We start from the raw sequence: 18,765 nt of genomic DNA, 5'->3' as shown, positions 1-18,765 counted from the left end.
CCATGTCCATCCCCAATCGCCAATCGACTGAAGATGTCGCGGCCGGCATTCGCAGGCGGGTCTTCCTGCACACGATGCGCAATAATGGCGGCTATCTGAGCCAGGCCTGTTCAGCGGCCGAAAGTCTGGCCCTACTGTATAATGAAGTGCTCAAGCTGGGCGAACCGACGCTGCCGAAACTGCCGCCACCCTTTGCCGGCGTGCCCTCGGCCAATAATCCCGATGCCTTTACCGGCGCCGGCTATCATGGACCGTTCGCCCCCGATTATGACCGTTTCATCATTTCGCCGGCCCATTATGCCCTCGTCATCTACTCGGCCCTGATCCAGATGGGCCGCATGGACGAGAACGCGCTGGACCATTTCAACCGCGATGGCGGATCGGTGGAAATGATCGGCGCCGAGCACAGCCCTGGCATGGAGGTGACCACCGGCTCGCTGGCGCAGGGCCTGTCCATGGCCTCCGGCCTGGCCTGGGCACGCAAGCGCAAGGGCGAAAAGGGCAAAGTGTGGGTCTATATGTCCGATGGTGAATTCCAGGAAGGCCAGACCTGGGAGGCGCTGGCGGCGCTATCCTATCACGGCATCGACAATATCCGTGCCATCGTCGACGTGAACCGCCAGCAATGCGACGGCGCCATGTCCTCGGTGCTCGATCTTGGCGACCTGCCTGGTCGGGTCGCCGCTTTCGGCGTGACCTGCCGGTCAGTCGATGGTCACGACCTCGATGCGCTGCGCGCCGCCGCCGACAGCGCCGAACCGGGCAAGCCGCTGGTGATCCTGGCCAATACTTCGCCCTTCCAGGGCATGAACTATCTCCAGAAGCGCTTCCCGCGCCTGCACTACGTACGGTTCAAGACCAGGGAAGAACGCGAAGACATGAAACTGGCTTTGGCCGCCGAACTCGGCGTCGACCTGGCAGATATCTGAGAGGCTCGGAAAAATGGTCGAAATCGTCAATCGTCCCTATGCCAGGGCTTTCGAAACCTTTGCGATCGCGCGCCCGGAGGTGATCTGCCTCTCCGCCGACCTCACCTCTTCCTGCGAGGTCGATGGCTTCCGCGATAGGCATCCCGAGCAGTTCCTGTCCCTCGGCATGGCCGAGCAGAATATGCTCTCCTTTGCCGGCGGCATGGCCATGCACGGCTTCCGGCCGTTCCTGCATACATTTGCGGTCTTTCTTTACCGCCGGCCCTATGACCAGCTGATCAATTCCATCGCCTATTCGAACCGCAAGGTGCGGCTGATGGGTTTCCTGCCCGGCATCACCACGCCCGGCGGCATCACTCATCAGGCGATCGAGGATATTGCGGTGATGCGCACCATCCCCAACATGACGATCCTGGAAACCGGCGACGCCACCGAGGTCGAAACCGTGCTGGAGGTGGCGGACGCCGTGGACGGTCCGGTCTATGTCCGCGTGCTGCGCGGCGAAGTCCCGCGCCTGTTCTCGACCCCGTTCGAGTTCAACAAGCTGCGCACGCTTTCGGAAGGCGATGACATATTGGTCGTTACCTCCGGGGTTTGCACCGAAGAAGCCATGCGCGCCGCCGAACCATTGAAGGCACGCAATGTCGGGGTGCATCACCTGCATGTCTCGACATTGAAGCCGTTTGACCGGGCCGGATTGCTGCAGGCCGCACGCGGCAAGAAGGGCATCGTCACGCTGGAAAACCACCTCATCAATGGTGGCCTCGGCTCGCTGGTCGCGGAAATCCTGGCCGAAGAAGGGCTGGGCATTCGCTTCAAGCGGCTGGGCCTAAACGACACTTTCGCCCATGGCGCCTCCAAGCCTTACCTCATGAAGAAATATGGGCTCGACGCCCCGGCGCTGGTCAAAGCCATCGGCGAGCTGCTGGGCCGGAATCTCGACATCGACGATGCCGAATTCGAGGCGGCGCGCCTTGATACGGTCCATTCGGCGCAAAAGGCGGAAGCGCTCTGATGGCGCGCTTTTCGGTAACCTATTGGCTGGGCGCGAGCGATGAGCAGGAGGCGCGCGCCCGCGCCCTTGACATCGCGGCCGAGCAAACTGTCGAAATTCCCCGCGACATCGTGCCCAAGGGCTATGTCGAGGACGAAATCCTTGGCCGCCTCGAAGCGCTGCGCCCCGGCGTCGACGCCCGTGGCGGATACCTGGCCGAAATTTCCTATTCGGACGATGGCGTCGGCCCTGATTTCGTCCAACTGCTCAATGTCGTTTTCGGCAATTCCTCGATCAAGACCCAGACCCGCGTCGAGGATATGAGCCTGAGCGCAGCCATCGTCGATCTATGCCCCGGCCCCAAATTCGGCGCTGCCGGTCTGCGGGCCCGGGCCGGTGTCTCCGGGCCGATCCTGATGTCGGCGATCAAGCCGGTGGGGTTGACGACCGGGGAACTCGCCGGTCTCGCGCATCAATTTGCCTTGGGCGGAATGAACCTCATCAAGGACGACCATGGCTTGGCCAGCCAGGCGATGTCGCCCTATGAGGAGCGCCTCAAAGCCTGTACCGAGGCGGTGGCCGAAGCCAATCTGAGGACCGGGTTCAACGCCACCTACGTGCCCAATATTTCCGGCCCGGCGGTCGAGGTGTTCGACCGCGCCTGGATGGCGCAGGAATTGGGCGCAGGCGCCGTCATGCTTGCCCCCTCCCTGATCGGTTTCGACGTGGCCAGGACGCTGGCGGCCGACCCCGATTTCCTGCTGCCGATCATTTCGCATCCGACCTTTGGCGGAACCAATGTCATCACCCCGACCACCGGCTTCTCGCACCGGTTCTTCTTCGGGCTGCTGCAGCGGCTGATGGGGGTGGACGCGGTGGTCTATCCCAATTTCGGCGGAAGGTTTGGCTTTACCCGCGACGAATGTCTCGCCATTGCCGAAGGCTGTTCGGTGGAATTTTCGGGGTTGAAACCGATCCTGCCCGCGCCGGGCGGCGGCATGACCTTCGAACGCATTCCCGAAATGCGAGCCACCTACGGCGACGACGTGGTCTATCTCATCGGCGGGGCGCTCCTGCGCGAGCAGGACGATCTGCCCGGCGCCTGCCGGCGGCTGGCTGAGGCGGTGGGGCAGAGCTGAACGGCTCTCCCTACCAGCTTGGCGCCGCCAGCACGCCGCCATCCACCACCAGATTGGACCCGCTGATCCACCGCGCCGCATCGGAGGCGAGGAACAGCGCCGCGTCCGCAATGTCTTCCGGGGTCCCCAGTCGCCCGAGCGGGGCATTGGCCCGCCAGCGGCCGACGCCTTCCGGCCAGCGGGTGGACAGGCCACCGGTATCGATGAGGCCGGGGGAAATGGCATTGACCCTGATCCCCCTGGGGCCCAGTTCGAGCGCCGCCGCCCGCGTCAGCATGAGCAAAGCTGCTTTCGAGGCCGCGTAATGAGCATGCCCGGCGGCGGGCTGGAGCCCTTCGATGGAGGCGATGTTGACGGCGCAGGCGGGCCGTCCCGCCTGTGCCAGGGCGCGCATCAGCGCCATGGGGCCGGCCACATTGGCGGCCATCATTGCGGCCATTGCCTCCCCGGTAATCGTCTCGAACGGCAGAACCGGTTGCAGGCCGGCATTGTTGACGAGGATGTCGACCGGACCAAGCGCCGCAGTCACGGCGTCCATCAACCCTATGCACTGGTCTTCGGCGGAGAGGTTGGCTGAAAAGGCCTGGCCGCCGATATCGGCGGCTAGCGTTTCGGCGGCTTCGCGATTGGCGTGATAATGCACGGCGACCTTTGCCCCGGATTCGGCAAAGCGCAAGGCAATGCCCTGGCCGATGCCCCCAGATGCGCCGGTGACCAGCACGACATTACCGGAAAAATCGAAATGCGCCTGGGCCATCAGAGTGCCGGGAACAGCTTTTCGAGAATGCCGGTGATCTTCTGGCCGGAAATGGCGGCGTTCTCGATCACGTCCTCGATAGTGTCCGGCGCTTCACCCGGCGCGCCGGTGGCGGGATTGGTGATGGCCGAAAGGCCGAGCACCGGCAGGCCGGCGTGAACTGCGGCGATGGTTTCGAGAACCGTGGACATGCCCACGGCGTCGCCTCCCGTGGCGCGGAAATAGCGGCGCTCCGCCGAGGTTTCGAGCGACGGCCCGGTCAGCCCGAGATAAATACCGCGATGCAGTTTCTGGCCTGCGGCTTCGGCGGCGGCAATGGCCTTTTCACGCAGGGTCGGATCATAGGCGCGGGTGAGGTCGGGGAAGCGCAAGCCGATCCCGTCGTCATTGGGGCCGATCAGCGGATTGTGGCCGGTGAGATTGATATGATCCTCGATCAGCATCACCGAACCGGCCTCAAAAGCCGGGTTCAACCCGCCGGCGGCATTGGTGAGGATGAGCTGTTTGGGACCGAAAGCGCTGAGAAGGTAGATGGCGAGGGCGATGTCGCGCGCCGTCCAGCCCTCATAGAGATGGACGCGGCCCTGCATCAGCACCGTGCGGCGGCCGAAAAGTGTGCCGATGACGAGGCGTCCATGATGGCCGGGGGCGGTAGAGACCGGAAAGCCGGCAATTTCCTGATAGGGGATATAGGTGGGGTGGGCGACCATGTCGGCCAGATGGCCAAGGCCGGTGCCGAGGACGATGGCCGTGTCGCAGGGCGCCCCCATGCGCGAGGCGATCGAGGCGCGCGCGGCGTTCAGCCGGTCGATCTGGCGTTGTGTCATCGAAAAACTCCTAAAATGATCAGGCGATCGAAGCGCGGATGGCCGGGATCTGCGCTTCGGCTTCGGCTAGCGTGTCGGCAATGTCGAGCCTTGTGAGTTGCCCGTCGCGCACCACTTGCTCACCGCCGAGAAAGACATGGCGCACGTCGGACTTATTGGCGGAATAAACGATATGGGTCATGGGGTCGAACATCGGCACAGCATGGGGCCGCCGGAGATCGAGCAGGATCATATCGGCGAACTTGCCAACTTCCAGCGAACCGATGCGGTCAGCGGCGTTCAGCGCCTTGGCGCCGTTGAGCGTTGCCATGGCCAGGGCCTGCCTTGTGGTGACGACGCCGGCATCCATGGCGACGGCCTTGTGGATGGTGGCGGCCAGCCGCAGGGCGAGCCACATGTCGAGGTCGTTCCCCGACACGGCGCCATCGGTGCCCAGCGCAATATTGATGTCGGCATCGAGCATTTCTGGTACGCGGGCAAAGCCGGAGGCCAGCTTTAGGTTGGAGAGCGGATTGTGCACCGCCGTCGCGCCGCGCCGGGCCAGAATGGCGATCTCGGCGTCGCTGAGATGCACGCAATGGGCAAAGACAGAACGGTCATCCACGAGGTCATGATCTTCGAGATGATCGACGATGCGTCGTCCATAGCGTTCGGTCACGGTTTGCTGTTCGGCCGTGGTTTCGGCCACATGGGTGCAGAACAGGGCATCGTATTTGCGCGCCAGGGCCCGGGCGTCCTGCAAATGCTCAGGCGACACCGTATAGGTGCCATGCGGCATGGCGGCGGCGAAGACATCTTCGGCGCCCTTGAAGGTGTCGAAGAAAATCTCGGCCTTGCGCAATCGGGCGGCATGATCCTCGCCGGTTGGGCCGGGATAGTCGAAAAAGATGCCGCCGGTCGACACCCTGACGCCGACATCGCGGCCCGCCTGCACGGTTTCGTGCGGATGCCAGAACATGTCCATCACCGTGGTGACGCCGCCCAGCAATTGCTCGGCAAAGCCGAGCACCGAGCCCAGATGGGTGGTCTTTGGGTTGAGGATCGCCGCCTCGGCCTTCCACACGGTTTCCAGCCAGGGTTCGAGCTTGAGGTTTTCAACGAGGCCACGAAAGAGGGCGCTGGCAGCGTGGCAATGGGTGTTGATCAGGCCCGGCATGAGTAGCATGCCGGCGGCATCGACGACACGTTTTGCCTGACCCTGCATGGCGGCGAGTTCGTCTGCATTGCCAATATGGGTGATGCGGCCATTGCGGACGGCGACGCCGCCTTTTTCCAGCGTGGTGCCTTTGGCATCGGCCGTCGCCACGACGGCATTGGTTACGATCAGATCGATCATTTACGCCACTTTCGCTTTGCGCCAGGCCGAGAGCGCGAGGAGGACGATCAGCGTGGCCAGATAGGGCATCATGTCGCTGAATTGCTGTGGCAGGCCCAAGCCCTGGACCCGGAACGAGAAGGAATCCACAAATCCGAACAAGAGGGCGATCAACAGCACGGCAATGGGATGCCCGCGCGTCAGCAGCACAGCGACCACCGCGATCCAGCCGCGCCCGGCGCTCATGTTCTCGACGAAGAGATTGACATTGGCGATGGACAATTGCGCCCCGGCAAGGCCGCAAAGCGCGCCGCACATGACCAGAGCCCAAAGGCGCACGCGATTTGGACTAACGCCCCCGGCCACGAGGCCTGCCGGATTTTCACCGGCGGCGCGAATGCGCAGGCCCAGGCGGTGGCGGGCGAAGAACACATGCAACGCCAGCGCTGCGGCCACGGCGATGTAAAAGAGGATCGACTGACCGGAGAAAAACGGCCCCAGCACCGGCACCTGCGACAGGCCGGGAATATGGATGGGGGCAAAGCCCCTGATGCCGGGATCGCGGAAGGCGCCCGAGACATCGAAGATGGCGCGCAGCAGATAGACCGTCAGGCCCGCCGCAAACAGGTTTAGCCCGATGGAGACGACGATGCCGTCGCCCTTGCGGCGCAGATTGAACTCGGCAAAGAGCAGGCCCATGACCACGCCGCCGGCCATGGCGGCCAGCGCGCCCCACCATTCCGAGCCGAGGAAATAGGAGCCGAGAACCGCGCAGAACGCGCCGACCAGGATAAAGCCCTCCAGCGCAATATTGAACACGCCCGCCCGCTCGCAGATCGCTCCGCCAAGGGCGGCGAGCAGGATGGGGGTGAGAAAGCGCGGCACCGAATTGAGAAATGCCGGGTCGAGCAGCATATCAAGCACCATTGCCGCTCTCCCTGTCGCCGGTAAGGTTCGCTCCGGCCACGCGCCCGGCCACAAACAGGATGATGACCGCCTGCATGATCAGGGCGATTTCCTTGGGCACGTCCGCGCTGCGCTCCATGCCGGCGGCGCCGGTCTGCACCGCGGCGAAAAACAGGCCCGAAAGCGGCACTGCCCAGGGCACCATGCCGACCATCAGCACGGCGATGATACCGGTCCAGGCATAGAGGGGCTGCACCAGCATGCCATCAGTGAAGCGATGATGGACGCCATAGACGGCGAGCGCGCCGACAAGCCCGGCGATGGCGCCGCTCAACATCAGAGTGCGCAGCGTCAGCGCCGTCACCGGCAGACCGGAAGCGCGGGCGAAGTTCGGCGCCAGCCCGTTCATGCGGGCGCGATAACCGCCAATGGTCATGTTGGAATAGATGATCGCCAGGAAAGCGACGACGACAATGGCAAGAATGCCCATGTCGAGCCGCGTGCCGGGGAAGAGCGGTATCCAGGCCTCATTGGCCACCTGAAACGTCTGGGGCAGGCCGGAAGCCACATCGCGGAACGGGTGGCCGACGAGATAGGAGGCGATATAGCGCGCCGGATAATTGAGCAGCAGCGAGCCGATCAGAAGGGGCACGCCGACATAGGCATACATCATGCCCGCCAACAGGCCCCAAAACGCCCCGGCCAGCATGCCGGCCCCGATCCCGGCGGCAAGCACCAGCCAGCCCGGTCCGGGCAGATAGACACCGACCAGAGCCGCGACGATGCCGCCGGCCACCAATTGGCCCTCGCCGCCAATATTGAACAGACCGGCGCGGAAACTGATCATCACCGAGAGCGCCATGCCTACGATCAAGGTGGCGCGGCCCAAAGTGGTGAAGAGGTAGGCAAGGTTCCGCCCGCCGAAGGCGCCGTTGAAAAATCCGGCCACCGCTTCGCCGAAATTCGCGTTGGCGATGAACATCAAGGCCAATAAGATGCCGAAAATCCAGGCGAATACGGCAAGCCAGGGGCCGATCTGGCGCATGAAGCTCTGGTCCATCACGCCGCCCTTTCCGAGGTCATCAAGGCGCCGATGGCGAGCCTGTCGGCCTCCGCTGCCGCGAATTCCCCGGCAATACGGCCTTCATAGAGCACCAGAATACGGTCGGACAATGCCAGGACTTCATCCAGTTCGGTGGAGACGAGCAGGATCGCGTGTCCCTGATCGCGCATGCGGATCAGCTCGCGATGGATGAAGTCGATCGCCCCGATATCGACGCCCCAGGTGGGGTTTTCAGCAATGATGAGCGGCGTTTCCCGCGCCAGCTCGCGCCCGACGACGAGCTTCTGCTTGTTTCCCCCCGACATCGAGGAGCAACGCGCCGTCGGTCCGGCGACCTTGATGGTGAAGCGTTCGATCAGCTGGCGGGCAAAACCGGCCATCGCGGGGCGATTGAGCAGTGGGCCCCTGCTGAAAGCGGGCGTGCCTTCGCGGCCGATGACGGCGTTTTCATAGACGCGGGCGTCGAGGGCGAGCCCAACGGTCTGGCGGTCGGCAGGGATATAGCTCAGTCCCGCGTCGCGATGTCCGGCCACATCGGCCTCGGTGACGTCTCGATCCAGAAGAGTGATCCTGCCGGCAAGCGGCCTGCGCAGGCCAACCAGCGCTTCGATGATCTGGCTTTGGCCATTGCCGGAAATGCCGGCAATGCCGACGACCTCGCCGCGCTTGACCGCGAAGCTGACTGGTCCGGCCGTCCGGCCCTTCCTGCGCGCTGAGAGGTTTTCGACCTTGAGCACCGTGGCGCCGAAAGCCTGGCCACCGCGCGTCAGCGGCGAGGGCAGGTCGCCCCCAATGATGCCACGGGCGATTTCATCCTTGCTGGTGTCCGCCATGGCGCAGGAGCGCACCAATTTGCCACCACGCATGACGCTGACCCAGTCGGCAATCGCCACGACCTCGTCGAGCTTGTGGGTGATAAGGGCGATGGATTTGCCGCTTTCGCGGAAATTCCGAAGAATTTTGAACAGGTTCTCGGTTTCCTGCGGGGTGAGCACCGCCGTGGGCTCATCGAGAATGAGCATTTCGGCGTCGCGATAGAGAACCTTGAGGATTTCGACGATCTGGCGCTCGGAAACAGACAGATCGGCCACCTTGCGATCGACCGCGACCCCTATGCCGTAAAGGCGCGCGATCTCTTCGAGACGCCGGCGGGCCGCAGGGAAATCGACGAAGCCGAAAATGCGCGTCGGCTCGGCGCAGAGCACGACGTTTTCAAGAACGCTCATGGCGTCCTGCAACATGAAATGCTGGTGGACCATGCCCAGTCTGGCGGCGATGGCGTCCTGCGGATTGCGCCAGCGCTTTTCCGCGCCATCGATCCTGATATTGCCGGTCTCGGGGGTAATCATGCCGAACAGCACGTTCATCACCGTACTCTTGCCGGCGCCATTCTCGCCCACGACCGCATGGATCTGGCCAGGCGCAAAGCGCAGCGATACCTGATCCACGGCCGTTAAGGCGCCGAAACGCACCGTGATGCCGCTCATTTCGACCTGCATGGCCTGCCCCGGAACAGAATTGGCCTGCCGTCCCGGAAAGACGGCAGGCCGGATTATTTGTCTTAGTTCGCGGTCATCGGATCAGCGATGACGAGCGAGCCGTCTTCGATCTGGGCGGCGACTTCGCGCACCCGGGCCAGAACGTCCGGCATGCCGGTGATCAGGCACTGGCTGTCTGCCAGGCCGTCTTCGGCAAGCCCGATGATCGACATGCCGCCTTCCTTGAGGCCGAGCGTGGAGAAGGTCTGCTTGCCGCCCGCATCGATGGCTTCGATTGCCGCCAGAATGGCATTGTCGACGCGCTTGAGCGTGCCGGAAACCATGTGCTCGGGCGCTTCGGGGCAGAGATTTACGTCAACGGCGAAAGCCTTGAAATCGGCTTCCTTGGCGGCCTCGAACACACCGAAATCGCCGCCGGACGTGGCGGTGAAGATCACGTCCGAGCCGGCGGACCTGATGGCGAGCGCCTGTTCCTTGGCGCGCACCGGATCGGCAAACGGATTCTCGCCGCCCACCCAGCGGATATCCACCTCGACGCCTTCCTTCTGCGCCTTGGCGCCCATGGCATAGCCATCGGTGTAGCGGTGCAGGAACGGAATATCGAGCGCCGATACCACGCCCACCTTATTGGTTTCGGTCAGCATCGCCGCGACCACGCCGATCAGATAGGTCGCTTCATATTCGCGGAACACGGCGCAGTGAACGTTGTCGGGACGATTGTCGATGCATTGATCGACAATCAGGAATTGGGTATCGGGCACGGTCGGCGCGAGTTCGGCGATCACGTCGTTGAATTCGAACCCGGCCACCACGACCACCGAAGCGCCTTCATTGATGGCGGCCTCGACATTTTCCTTGCGCGCGGCGGCATTGGCGCTTTCGAAGGTCTTGGCCTCGGCGCCGTATTTTGCGGCGGCAGCCTCGGTGCCTGTCTGCCCCATCTTGAGGAAGGCATTCACCCCGATCGGATCGGGCGAGACATAAACAAAGAGCTTGTCCTGTGCCTGTGCCGCGCTTGCGGCGCCCAGAACGGCCAGACTTGCGCCCGCCAGAAGCGAAATCCACGACTTCATCGAAACCTCCTGTTCACCGCCGCTGAACCCGCAGCGGAATTCTCCCACGAGACAAGCATGCCGCCCTTTTGCCGGCAAGCGTCTCCACCCTTTATCGCCTGCAAGAGAACAATGGCTTTGACACGAGTCAAGGCAATTTCTACATTCGTCAGCGGCTTTTACATTTGTCTAAGTGCGCGTCATGGCTCCCTCCTGGTTTATCCCCGCCGCCGGCCTGCCGGAATTCTTCACCGGCGAGCGCTGCCACATCACCGAATTGCATAATGCGGCGGAAAGCCCGGAGACCTCGTTGGCGGTAACGCGGGTCGAGCCGGGGGTCACGACCCAGCTTCATGCCCTTACGGGCATCACCGAACGCTACGTCGTCCGCAAGGGTGAAGGACTGGTGGAAATCGGCGGGGTCACGCAGAAGCTGCAGGTGGGCGACAGTGCGATCATCCCGGCGGGCGTGGCGCAGCGGATCACCAATACCGGCGCACAAGATCTGGAATTCTATTGCCTCTGCACGCCGAGATTCGTGCCCGAGAGCTATGTGGACCTCGAAACAAACCCGCCGGCGGCGGTTTGATTTCCGACCGGCAGAAGATGGGCGGCCTATAAAGTGATGTCTCCGAGCGGCTTGGAGAGAAAACTCCGCGTTCGGCCCTTGGGGAAATCCGGCAAGACACCGAATACCTTATAACCGGCCCGCTGGTAGACCTTGAGGGCGTGGGGGCTGAACGTATCGATATGAGCGCCGTGGCATTGCCGGGCCAAGGCTTCGGTCTCTGCCATCGCCAGCAGGCGCGCGGCCAATCCCTGGCCGCGCCGGCTTTCGGCAACCCACAACCATTGCACATAGAGCCAGCCCCAGGCGGTATAACCGGATAGGCCGGCGAGGATGGCGCCGTCGTCATCGCGCATGACTACCGCCAGCGGACGTCGCTCGGAAGGGTCGACATCGGCGTCGTTGAACGCGGTCAATTGCCGGCCGATGATATCCAGGTCTTCCGCCGCTGGACTATCGGTGACCTCGATGGTGAGCCGGTCCATCGCTCAGGCGGCCAGGATGCCGCCGGTGAGCGGATGCGGGGCGCCCGTCGTTGTGGGAAAGCTGATCGGGAGCCCGCGCAAGACCCGGACGGCGAGCAGAGCAAAGCATTCTGCCTCGATGGCGTCGCCCCGCCAGCCAACAGCCTCGGCCGGCACGGCCTCAACCCTGGCGCGGGTTTGGAGCATGGCCATGATCGCTGGATTGTGTCGCCCGCCGCCGCAGACGATGAGTTTTTCGGGCCGGCGCGGCAGGATGTCGAGCGCCTTGCCGACGGCGCCGGTGGTAAAGGCGGTCAGTGTCGCCGCGCCGTCCTCGGGGCCAAGGCCATCGGCCATGCTGGAGAGGAAATCGAAGCGGTCGAGCGATTTGGGATAGGGGGCCGAAAGATAGGGATGGGTGAGCAGGCGCTGGAGGCGCACTTCATCCACCTTGCCACGCAGCGCCATTTCTCCGTTCCGGTCCATGTCGCCGAGGCCGAGATGCTTGATGAAATCATTGATCGGCGCATTGGCCGGACCGGCATCGAAAGCGACCAGATGGTCGTCGCCGTCCCACCAGGTGACGTTGGCGACCCCGCCCAGATTGAGCACTGCCGTATTGCCGTCAGTCGCGCCGATCATGCGCAGCAAGGCCTGGTGGTAGAGAGCGGCCAATGGCGCGCCCTGCCCACCGGCGCGAATATCGGCCGAACGGAAATCATAGGCGACAGGGATATTGGTCAATTCCCGCATCAACGCGCCATTGCCCAATTGACGGGTGGCGCCGATGCGGCCGGGCTGAGGGGCGCGATGCAATACGGACTGACCGTGAAAGCCGATTATGCCGATCTCTTCGGGTCGCAATCCGGCAGTGCCGATCAGATCGAGCACGGCCGCCGATTGAGCGCGGGTCAGGGCATCCTCGGCTTCGGCGAAGATCGCCGGTTCGTCGCCGTTGAAATTCCACGCGCGCGCCTGGGTCAGAGTTTCCTCCAGCAGGTCGCGGATCGCTTGTGGATAGGGCGCCAATGTATAGGCGCCGAAGCGCTCGATGGTCTCGCCGTCGGTGCGCAACAGCGCCACGTCGATATTGCCATCCAGCACGGTTCCCGTCATCAGCCCGACGGCCCAGATCGGCTCCATGATCGTCTCCTTACTTGCTATTGATGTAATCGCCGACGGCGCGGCGCAACGGGATGATGCCGCTGTCGAAATGGCGCGTGGGATGCACCCGATTGGTTAGAAGCGTCCAGGCATGGCCGCGCTCGAAATCGATCCACAGGCCTGTGCCGGTAAAGCCGGTATGGCCAATGGTCTGTGCCGAACAATGTTCGCCGCCCGACCAGCCTTCATAGGGGCGCTCCCAGCCATGGGTGCGACGGCCCGAGAGCGGCTTGCGGATCAGCGCCTCCGGCCCGGCATCGGCGAGCCTGACCTCGGCGAAATCGAGAAGGCTCGCTGCCGTGCCAAATAGGCCGGCATGGCCCGCGCCGGCGAGGGCAGAGCAATTGTCGTCATGCACTTCGCCCACCAGCACCCGATGACGCCAATAGCAGTCCTCGGTGGCCGCGGCTTGGGCAGGGTCGGCGGACCAGGCAAAGCCTGTGCCGGGGTCCATGTCGCGAATCCACTTGCCTTCGAGGCGTTCAAGCGCCAGGCCCAGCAGGATGAAATTGATGTCCGAATAGACCGAGGGCCCGGCGGCAAATTCGTGCTGGAGCAGGAAGGTGCGCAAAAGATCGGGGTCGCGCCCATAGGTATAGAGCGGAAAAACGGCCGGAAATGGGGTCTGGTGACCGAGACATTGCCGGAAGGTGACCCGGCGCTCCCAGTTGTCGAGATTGTAGTGACGGAAATCCGGCAGGACACTGGTCAAGGGGGCGTCGAGATCGATGCGTCCTGTGGCCGCCAGGGCGAGGATGCGTTCGGTGGTGAACAATACCTTCGTCAGCGAGGCGAGGTCGAACCAGGTATCCGCACCCATCTTCCGGCTTGTCGGCACCGTCTGCGCCTGGCCCGACGCGCGAATGGCCCGGTGGCCATCCCTATCGACCACGCCAAGCACACCTCCCGGAATGCGGCCCGCATCGATGGCGGTTTCAACAAGGGTGAAGGCCTGATCCAGTCGCACTTCGATGGAAGTCATTTCGTGTCCTCAAGGCGGACGCGGTGATCGTCTCCGGCCTCACGCCAGCGAGATGGCGGCGGCTCATAGCCGGCGGGGCGCACTAGGGACGGCACCTGCGTCATGTCTACGGCAAAATGCTGTCTGCGCCGCTCCACTGCCGGTACGGCGGCGATCAGGCGTTTCGTATAAGTGTGCTGCGGGGTAGAGAGCACGGCCCGCGCCTTGCCGATCTCGACGATCTGGCCGGCATACATGACTGCGACACGGTGGGCGATGCGTTCGACCACGGCCATATCGTGCGAGATGAACAAATAGGCGAGGCCGAATTCGCGCTGCAGATCGATCAGCAGTTCAAGCACCTTGGCCTGCACCGAGACGTCGAGCGCCGATACCGCTTCGTCCAGCACGACGACATCGGGATTGAGCATCAGGGCGCGGGCAATGCAGAGGCGCTGTCGCTGTCCGCCCGAGAATTGATGCGGGTAACGGGTCAGCGCGTCGGCGGGCAAGCCCACCCGGTCAAGCAGGAAGGCCATGCGCTCGCGCAGCGCCGCGTCGAGCCGGCGGCCATCGGCGATCGCGGGTTCGGCCAGGAGCGCCTCGACATTGAGGCGCGGATTGAGGGAGGCGAAAGGATCCTGAAACACCATCTGAATGGGATGGGCGCTGCGTCCAGACCCGGCCGTGATCTGTCCACCCGTCTTGCTGTTGAGATTGAGGAGGGCCCTCGCGGTGGTCGATTTGCCGCAGCCGCTCTCCCCGACAATGGCCAGGGTTTCGCCGGGCGCCAGATCGAAGCTGACCCCATCGACGGCATGAATGGCGCCTTTGGGTTTGAACCAGGATTTGCCGACGGGAAAGCGTACCACGAGGTCTTCGACCCGCACGATCGGTTCGGGGGCCGGCGCGCCATCGTCACGCACCGATTTGCCCGAAGTGAAATGCGGCACGGCGCGCAGCAAGTGTCTGGTATAATCGTGGCGGGGATGGTCCAGCACCATATCCGCCCTGTCCTGCTCCACGGCAAGGCCGCTCTGCATCACCATGATGCGGTCGGCAATGCCGGCAACCAGGCCAATGTCATGGGTGATGAAGATCATCGACATTCCGGTTTCGGCCCGCAATTCAGCCAGGAGCGCCATGATCTGGGCCTGCACCGTGACGTCGAGCGCCGTGGTCGGCTCGTCGGCGATCAACAGGCGCGGGCTGGCCGCAAGGGCCATGGCGATCATGATGCGCTGGCGCATGCCGCCGGACAATTGATGCGGATAATAGGCGAGGCGCGATGCGGCATCGGGAATGCGCACCCGCTCGAGCACTTCAAGGCTCACCTTGTGAGCCGCCGCGCCGCCGAGTCCCTTGGAAAGGCGGAACGCTTCCTCGATCTGCCAGCCGATGGTGCGCACCGGATTGAGCGAGGTCATGGGCTCCTGAAAGATCATGCCGATATCGCGGCCGCGAATGCCGCGCAGGGTTTTCTCGTCGGCTTGGGCGAGGTCGAGGATGGTGCCATCGGGCCGGGTGAACTCAATCGAGCCGTCAGTGATGCGGCCGCCCCCAAAATCGACCAGCCTGTTGATCGAGAGGGCGCTGACCGATTTGCCGGATCCCGATTCCCCGACAATGGCCAGGGTCTGGCCTGCATCGAGGTCGAAGCTTACGCCCCGGACCACCTCATTGGCCTCGGGATCCTGACCGAAGCCGACGCGCAGATCGCGGACAGAGAGCAATGGGGTCATGCTTGCCTCCTCTGGGTGCGAGGATCGAGAATGTCGCGCAAGGCGTCGCCGGTCAGGTTGAAGCCGAGAATGCCCAACATGATGGTCAAAGCCGGGAAGATCATCAGCCACGGCGCGTGCTGCATGAGATTGCGGCTTTCGGCCAGCATCAGGCCCAGGGAAGGCGTCGGCGGCTGGGTGCCGAGGCCGAGGAAGCTGAGGCCCGCTTCGGTGAGCAGCGCCCAGGCCAAAGCCAGGGTGACCTGCACTGCCAAAGGCGCGACCAGGTTCAGCAGCAGATGACGGGTCAGCACATAGGTCTGCGTGCTGCCGAAGGTGCGGGCGGCATCGACGAAGTCGCGCTGCTTGAGCGACAGGGCCGGACCTCGCACGACGCGAGCGAAGATCGGCGTGTAGACGATGGCGATGGCAACGACGCTGGTCATGGTTCCGGGGCCGACAATGGCGATGATGAGCAGAGCCAGCAGGATCGCCGGAAAGGCCAGCAGCACGTCCATGATCCGCATGAAGATGCCGTCCCAGATCCCGCCCCACCAGGCCGAAAGCAGGCCGATCACGGTGCCGGCCAACGTGGCGCAGGCCACCGAGGCGAAGGCGATGATCATCGATTGCCGGATACCTACCATCAGCCGGCTGAAGGCGTCGCGGCCCAACAGGTCGGTGCCGAACCAATAGGTGGCGTTCGGCGCCTTGAGCCTGTCAATGGCGAACAATTTCAACGGGTCGTGTGGAGTGAGCCCGATGCTGCCGAGAATGGCAGCGAGCAGATAGAGCCCGATAATCGCAATGCCGATGCGGCCGGAGGGATGCCGGAAAAGTGCGAGAAACAGCTTGACCATCAGCGTCCACCAATGCGGATGCGGGGGTCGAGCGCGACATAGGCGAGATCAACGAGCAGGTTGACCACCAGGAAGTTGAAGGCGATGAACAGTACCGTGCCCTGCACCAGCGCATAATCGCGCTGGGTGATGGCGTCGAGCACCAGGCGTCCGAGACCCGGCAGCGCGAAAATCTGTTCAACGATTACCGCGCCACCCAACAAATAGCCAAATTCGACGCCGGACAGCGTCACCACTGGAATGAGCGCATTGGGCAAAGCATGGCGCCAGATGACGCTGGCGGGTGAAGCGCCCTTCGAGCGGGCTGTACGCACGTAATCGTCGCTCAGGACGTCGAGCATAGCCGAGCGCGAAATACGCATGACGGAGGCGGCGAAGGCGAAGCCAAGGGTGATGGCGGGAAAGATGAGCTGGCCCATGCTGGCCAGGGGATCTGACATGAACGGGGTGAATACCCCCATGGCCGGCACGAAGCCGAACCAGACGGAGAGCGCGTAGATGATGAGGATGCCGATGACGAAACTGGGCGTCGATTGGCCCAGCATGGCCAGCACGCGCACGGCAAGATCGCTGGGGCGCTCATTGCGCGACGCGGCGAGCACGCCCAGCGGCACGCCGACGCCGAGCGCGATGACCATCGACATCAGCGACAATTGCAAGGTGAGCGGGAAACGCTCGAGGATCACGGTCAGGACCGGCTTGCCATAGATCGAGGATATTCCCAGATCGCCCCGGAACAGTCCGCCAAGCCAGCGCAGATATTGGGTCCAGACCGGCTGGTCGATGCCGAAATAGGCGCTAAGGGCGGCGCGCTGAGTTGGAGTGAGCAGGCCCGCTTCGGTGCCCAGCATGGCCGTGATCGCATCGCCCGGCACCAGCCGGATCGAGACGAAGACCAGGATGGATACGCCCAGAAGGATCAGGGGGAAGGTCAGCAGGCGCTGAACCACATAACTCATGACGATGACCCGAAAGATGGACCGGCCCGAAGGCCGGTCCACATTGGCTTTACTTGAATGAGACCTTGGTCAGGCCAAACAGAGTGCCGGTCGGCGAGGCTTCGAAACCGGAAACGGTGTTGAGCTGGGCCGTGTAACTATAGCCGGTGGAGAGCCACAGCCAGGGGGCCTGTTCGGCGAGGCGGCTTTCGAAGGCCTGGAAGATTTCCACGCGCTTGGCCGGATCGGTTTCAGCCTGGCCCTGCTTCATCAGGCTGTCCAGTTCGTCATCGACGAAGTTGGAAACCTTGACCAGATTGCCGTCCTTGGTGAAGTAGCGATTATACATCGGGAACGGATCCGGACGACCGCCGTTCTGGGCCACGGCCATGTCGAAATTGCCGGCCAGCCAGGTGTCGACATAGACGTTGAGTTCCATGATCTCGATTTCGAGATTGACACCGATTTCCGCCAATTGCGACTGCAATACCTGCGCTTCGGAGGCGGCGACCGGCGGCTCGCCAGTGGCGGCGATCACCTTGGCGGTGAAGCCGTCGACGCCAGATTCGGCCATCAGCTGCTTGGCCTTGTCCAGATCCTGCTCGTAGCAGAACAGGTTTGCCGGGTCCTGGGCAAAGGCGGGCATGGTCAGGGGGCCGGTCACCTTGCCTTCGCCGGCCAGAGCCGCGTCGATGATGGCCTGGCGGTCGATGGCGCAGCTCATCGCCTGACGGACTTTGAGATTGTCCATTGGCGCGCGGGAGGGGTTGAGCTGGAGCACGTTATAGGCGAGCACGCCGACGCGGTTGAGCTCAAGATTGGCTTCCGCAGGCACCAGGGTGGCCACCAGCGGATCGTTGAGCAAGGCGAAGTCGGTCTGGCCGGCGCGCAGGGAAGCGAGGATGGCCATTTCGTCGGGCAGGACCGAAATGGTGATGCCGTCGATGGCGAGATCGCCGCCGGCCCAATCGGGATTGGCGCTCAGCACTTCGCGAGCATTGGGCTCCCAGCTGTCAAGGACGAACGGGCCCGAACCCAGAGCCTGGGTGCCGATCGTACCGGCCTCGATTTCGGCTGCCGGAACCACCGCGGCGTTGATCGTGGCCATGGCGACCAGGATCGGCACGTCGGCGGTCGAGAGATTGAACACCACAGTGGCGGCGTCGGGGGTCTCGATGCTTTCGATCGAAAGGAAGTTGGAGCGCGCCGCAGCGGCCGTTTCTTCGTTGAGCAGGCGCTCGAACGAGGCCTTGACGTCGGCCGAAACCACCTGTGCGCCATTGGAGAATTTGGCGTTGGGGTCGAGCGAGAAGGTCAACGTCTTGGCGTCTTCGGCAAATTCCCAGCTCGAGGCGATGGCCGGAACCACGTTGAGATCGGCATCGAGGCGCACCAGCGGCTCATAGATCAATTCGAGCAGGCGCAGTGAGGAAAAGGCAGTCTGCTTGTGCGGATCAAGCCCGGTGGCGTCCTGCGACCAGGCCATGCGCAGCGTCTCGGCCTGGGCCGGAATGGCTGCGGCGACCGATGTCAGCGCCGTGGCGACGGCGAGACCGGTGAGAATTTTTCTGGAAAGATGGATCATGAATTTCCCTCACTGTTGAGCCG

Annotated in this window: 18 protein-coding genes; 4 read left to right on the top strand and 14 right to left on the bottom strand. The window is 63.4% G+C overall.

What is annotated here, in order from left to right:
• Positions 1 to 2: 2 nt before the first annotated feature.
• Genes H0482_RS13775 through H0482_RS13765 form a run of 3 tightly spaced genes read left to right on the top strand, consistent with a single transcriptional unit; the run spans position 3 to position 3,062 of the window.
• The gene (locus tag H0482_RS13775; protein WP_193730645.1) at positions 3 to 929 is read left to right on the top strand and encodes a transketolase; all 927 of its coding nucleotides are present in this window, start codon (positions 3 to 5) and stop codon (positions 927 to 929) included.
• 13 nt (positions 930 to 942) lie between these two features.
• On the top strand, positions 943 to 1,944 hold the full coding sequence (locus H0482_RS13770) for a transketolase family protein (RefSeq protein WP_193730644.1): 1,002 nt from the start codon (positions 943 to 945) through the stop codon (positions 1,942 to 1,944).
• Positions 1,944 to 3,062: a RuBisCO large subunit C-terminal-like domain-containing protein gene (locus tag H0482_RS13765; protein WP_230989643.1), complete on the top strand. Its 1,119-nt coding sequence runs from the start codon at positions 1,944 to 1,946 to the stop codon at positions 3,060 to 3,062. Before H0482_RS13770 ends, H0482_RS13765 begins: the two co-directional genes overlap by 1 nt.
• 10 nt (positions 3,063 to 3,072) lie before the next feature.
• Here H0482_RS13765 and H0482_RS13760 read toward each other — a convergent pair whose 3' ends face one another.
• From H0482_RS13760 to H0482_RS13730, 7 genes are all read right to left on the bottom strand, one after another.
• A complete protein-coding gene (locus H0482_RS13760) occupies positions 3,073 to 3,819 on the bottom strand; it encodes an SDR family NAD(P)-dependent oxidoreductase (RefSeq protein ID WP_193730643.1) in 747 nt (248 codons plus the stop codon).
• A complete protein-coding gene (locus H0482_RS13755) occupies positions 3,819 to 4,646 on the bottom strand; it encodes a purine-nucleoside phosphorylase (RefSeq protein WP_193730642.1) in 828 nt (275 codons plus the stop codon). The genes H0482_RS13760 and H0482_RS13755 overlap by 1 nt, the downstream gene beginning before the upstream one ends.
• 19 nt (positions 4,647 to 4,665) lie before the next feature.
• Positions 4,666 to 5,982: an amidohydrolase gene (locus tag H0482_RS13750; RefSeq protein WP_193730641.1), complete on the bottom strand. Its 1,317-nt coding sequence runs from the start codon at positions 5,980 to 5,982 to the stop codon at positions 4,666 to 4,668.
• Positions 5,983 to 6,888 (bottom strand): ABC transporter permease, encoded by a 906-nt coding sequence (locus H0482_RS13745; RefSeq protein ID WP_210319179.1) that lies wholly within the window; start codon positions 6,886 to 6,888, stop codon positions 5,983 to 5,985.
• Positions 6,878 to 7,927, bottom strand: a complete 1,050-nt coding sequence (locus H0482_RS13740; RefSeq protein WP_193730662.1) for an ABC transporter permease — start codon at positions 7,925 to 7,927, stop codon at positions 6,878 to 6,880. Before H0482_RS13740 ends, H0482_RS13745 begins: the two co-directional genes overlap by 11 nt.
• Positions 7,927 to 9,429: an ABC transporter ATP-binding protein gene (locus H0482_RS13735; protein WP_193730640.1), complete on the bottom strand. Its 1,503-nt coding sequence runs from the start codon at positions 9,427 to 9,429 to the stop codon at positions 7,927 to 7,929. Before H0482_RS13735 ends, H0482_RS13740 begins: the two co-directional genes overlap by 1 nt.
• Positions 9,430 to 9,491: 62 nt before the next feature.
• On the bottom strand, positions 9,492 to 10,502 hold the full coding sequence (locus H0482_RS13730; RefSeq protein WP_193730639.1) for a BMP family ABC transporter substrate-binding protein: 1,011 nt from the start codon (positions 10,500 to 10,502) through the stop codon (positions 9,492 to 9,494).
• A 181-nt stretch (positions 10,503 to 10,683) separates the two neighbouring features.
• On the opposite strand from H0482_RS13730, the gene H0482_RS13725 reads away from it, so the two are divergent.
• Positions 10,684 to 11,070, top strand: a complete 387-nt coding sequence (locus H0482_RS13725) for a cupin domain-containing protein (protein WP_193730638.1) — start codon at positions 10,684 to 10,686, stop codon at positions 11,068 to 11,070.
• Between the two features lie 26 nt (positions 11,071 to 11,096).
• Here the strand turns inward: H0482_RS13725 and H0482_RS13720 are convergent, their stop codons facing one another.
• From H0482_RS13720 to H0482_RS13690, 7 genes are read right to left on the bottom strand one after another with little or no spacing between them, the layout of a single operon-like run.
• Entirely contained in the window at positions 11,097 to 11,534 is a 438-nt protein-coding gene (locus H0482_RS13720) for a GNAT family N-acetyltransferase (protein ID WP_193730637.1), read from the bottom strand.
• Positions 11,535 to 11,537: 3 nt separating this feature from the next.
• Positions 11,538 to 12,656 (bottom strand): anhydro-N-acetylmuramic acid kinase, encoded by a 1,119-nt coding sequence (locus H0482_RS13715; RefSeq protein ID WP_193730636.1) that lies wholly within the window; start codon positions 12,654 to 12,656, stop codon positions 11,538 to 11,540.
• Positions 12,657 to 12,666: 10 nt separating this feature from the next.
• On the bottom strand, positions 12,667 to 13,659 hold the full coding sequence (locus H0482_RS13710) for a serine hydrolase domain-containing protein (protein ID WP_193730635.1): 993 nt from the start codon (positions 13,657 to 13,659) through the stop codon (positions 12,667 to 12,669).
• A complete protein-coding gene (locus H0482_RS13705; protein ID WP_193730634.1) occupies positions 13,656 to 15,380 on the bottom strand; it encodes an ABC transporter ATP-binding protein in 1,725 nt (574 codons plus the stop codon). The genes H0482_RS13710 and H0482_RS13705 overlap by 4 nt, the downstream gene beginning before the upstream one ends.
• Positions 15,377 to 16,219: an ABC transporter permease gene (locus tag H0482_RS13700; RefSeq protein WP_193730633.1), complete on the bottom strand. Its 843-nt coding sequence runs from the start codon at positions 16,217 to 16,219 to the stop codon at positions 15,377 to 15,379. The genes H0482_RS13705 and H0482_RS13700 overlap by 4 nt, the downstream gene beginning before the upstream one ends.
• A complete protein-coding gene (locus tag H0482_RS13695; RefSeq protein WP_193730632.1) occupies positions 16,219 to 17,178 on the bottom strand; it encodes an ABC transporter permease in 960 nt (319 codons plus the stop codon). Before H0482_RS13695 ends, H0482_RS13700 begins: the two co-directional genes overlap by 1 nt.
• A gap of 49 nt (positions 17,179 to 17,227) precedes the next feature.
• Positions 17,228 to 18,742: an ABC transporter substrate-binding protein gene (locus tag H0482_RS13690; protein WP_193730631.1), complete on the bottom strand. Its 1,515-nt coding sequence runs from the start codon at positions 18,740 to 18,742 to the stop codon at positions 17,228 to 17,230.
• Between the last annotated feature and the right edge of the window lie 23 nt (positions 18,743 to 18,765).

Source organism: Devosia faecipullorum (assembly GCF_015158295.1).
Lineage (GTDB): Bacteria > Pseudomonadota > Alphaproteobacteria > Rhizobiales > Devosiaceae > Devosia > Devosia faecipullorum.
Note: the sequence above shows the minus strand (reverse complement) of the source record. Positions and strands in the feature narration are given on the sequence as shown.

Excerpts from the sequence above, each read along its gene's own strand:
- H0482_RS13760 (WP_193730643.1), bottom strand. The coding sequence starts at position 3,819 with ATGGCCCAGGCGCATTTCGATTTTTCCGGTAATGTCGTGCTGGTCACC.
- H0482_RS13765 (WP_230989643.1), top strand. The coding sequence starts at position 1,944 with ATGGCGCGCTTTTCGGTAACCTATTGGCTGGGCGCGAGCGATGAGCAG.
- H0482_RS13770 (WP_193730644.1), top strand. The coding sequence starts at position 943 with ATGGTCGAAATCGTCAATCGTCCCTATGCCAGGGCTTTCGAAACCTTT.
- H0482_RS13725 (WP_193730638.1), top strand. The coding sequence starts at position 10,684 with ATGGCTCCCTCCTGGTTTATCCCCGCCGCCGGCCTGCCGGAATTCTTC.
- H0482_RS13745 (WP_210319179.1), bottom strand. The coding sequence starts at position 6,888 with ATGGTGCTTGATATGCTGCTCGACCCGGCATTTCTCAATTCGGTGCCG.
- H0482_RS13705 (WP_193730634.1), bottom strand. The coding sequence starts at position 15,380 with ATGACCCCATTGCTCTCTGTCCGCGATCTGCGCGTCGGCTTCGGTCAG.
- H0482_RS13750 (WP_193730641.1), bottom strand. The coding sequence starts at position 5,982 with ATGATCGATCTGATCGTAACCAATGCCGTCGTGGCGACGGCCGATGCC.
- H0482_RS13730 (WP_193730639.1), bottom strand. The coding sequence starts at position 10,502 with ATGAAGTCGTGGATTTCGCTTCTGGCGGGCGCAAGTCTGGCCGTTCTG.
- H0482_RS13775 (WP_193730645.1), top strand. The coding sequence starts at position 3 with ATGTCCATCCCCAATCGCCAATCGACTGAAGATGTCGCGGCCGGCATT.
- H0482_RS13690 (WP_193730631.1), bottom strand. The coding sequence starts at position 18,742 with ATGATCCATCTTTCCAGAAAAATTCTCACCGGTCTCGCCGTCGCCACG.
- H0482_RS13755 (WP_193730642.1), bottom strand. The coding sequence starts at position 4,646 with ATGACACAACGCCAGATCGACCGGCTGAACGCCGCGCGCGCCTCGATC.
- H0482_RS13735 (WP_193730640.1), bottom strand. The coding sequence starts at position 9,429 with ATGCAGGTCGAAATGAGCGGCATCACGGTGCGTTTCGGCGCCTTAACG.
- H0482_RS13695 (WP_193730632.1), bottom strand. The coding sequence starts at position 17,178 with ATGAGTTATGTGGTTCAGCGCCTGCTGACCTTCCCCCTGATCCTTCTG.
- H0482_RS13715 (WP_193730636.1), bottom strand. The coding sequence starts at position 12,656 with ATGGAGCCGATCTGGGCCGTCGGGCTGATGACGGGAACCGTGCTGGAT.
- H0482_RS13720 (WP_193730637.1), bottom strand. The coding sequence starts at position 11,534 with ATGGACCGGCTCACCATCGAGGTCACCGATAGTCCAGCGGCGGAAGAC.
- H0482_RS13740 (WP_193730662.1), bottom strand. The coding sequence starts at position 7,927 with ATGGACCAGAGCTTCATGCGCCAGATCGGCCCCTGGCTTGCCGTATTC.
- H0482_RS13710 (WP_193730635.1), bottom strand. The coding sequence starts at position 13,659 with ATGACTTCCATCGAAGTGCGACTGGATCAGGCCTTCACCCTTGTTGAA.
- H0482_RS13700 (WP_193730633.1), bottom strand. The coding sequence starts at position 16,219 with ATGGTCAAGCTGTTTCTCGCACTTTTCCGGCATCCCTCCGGCCGCATC.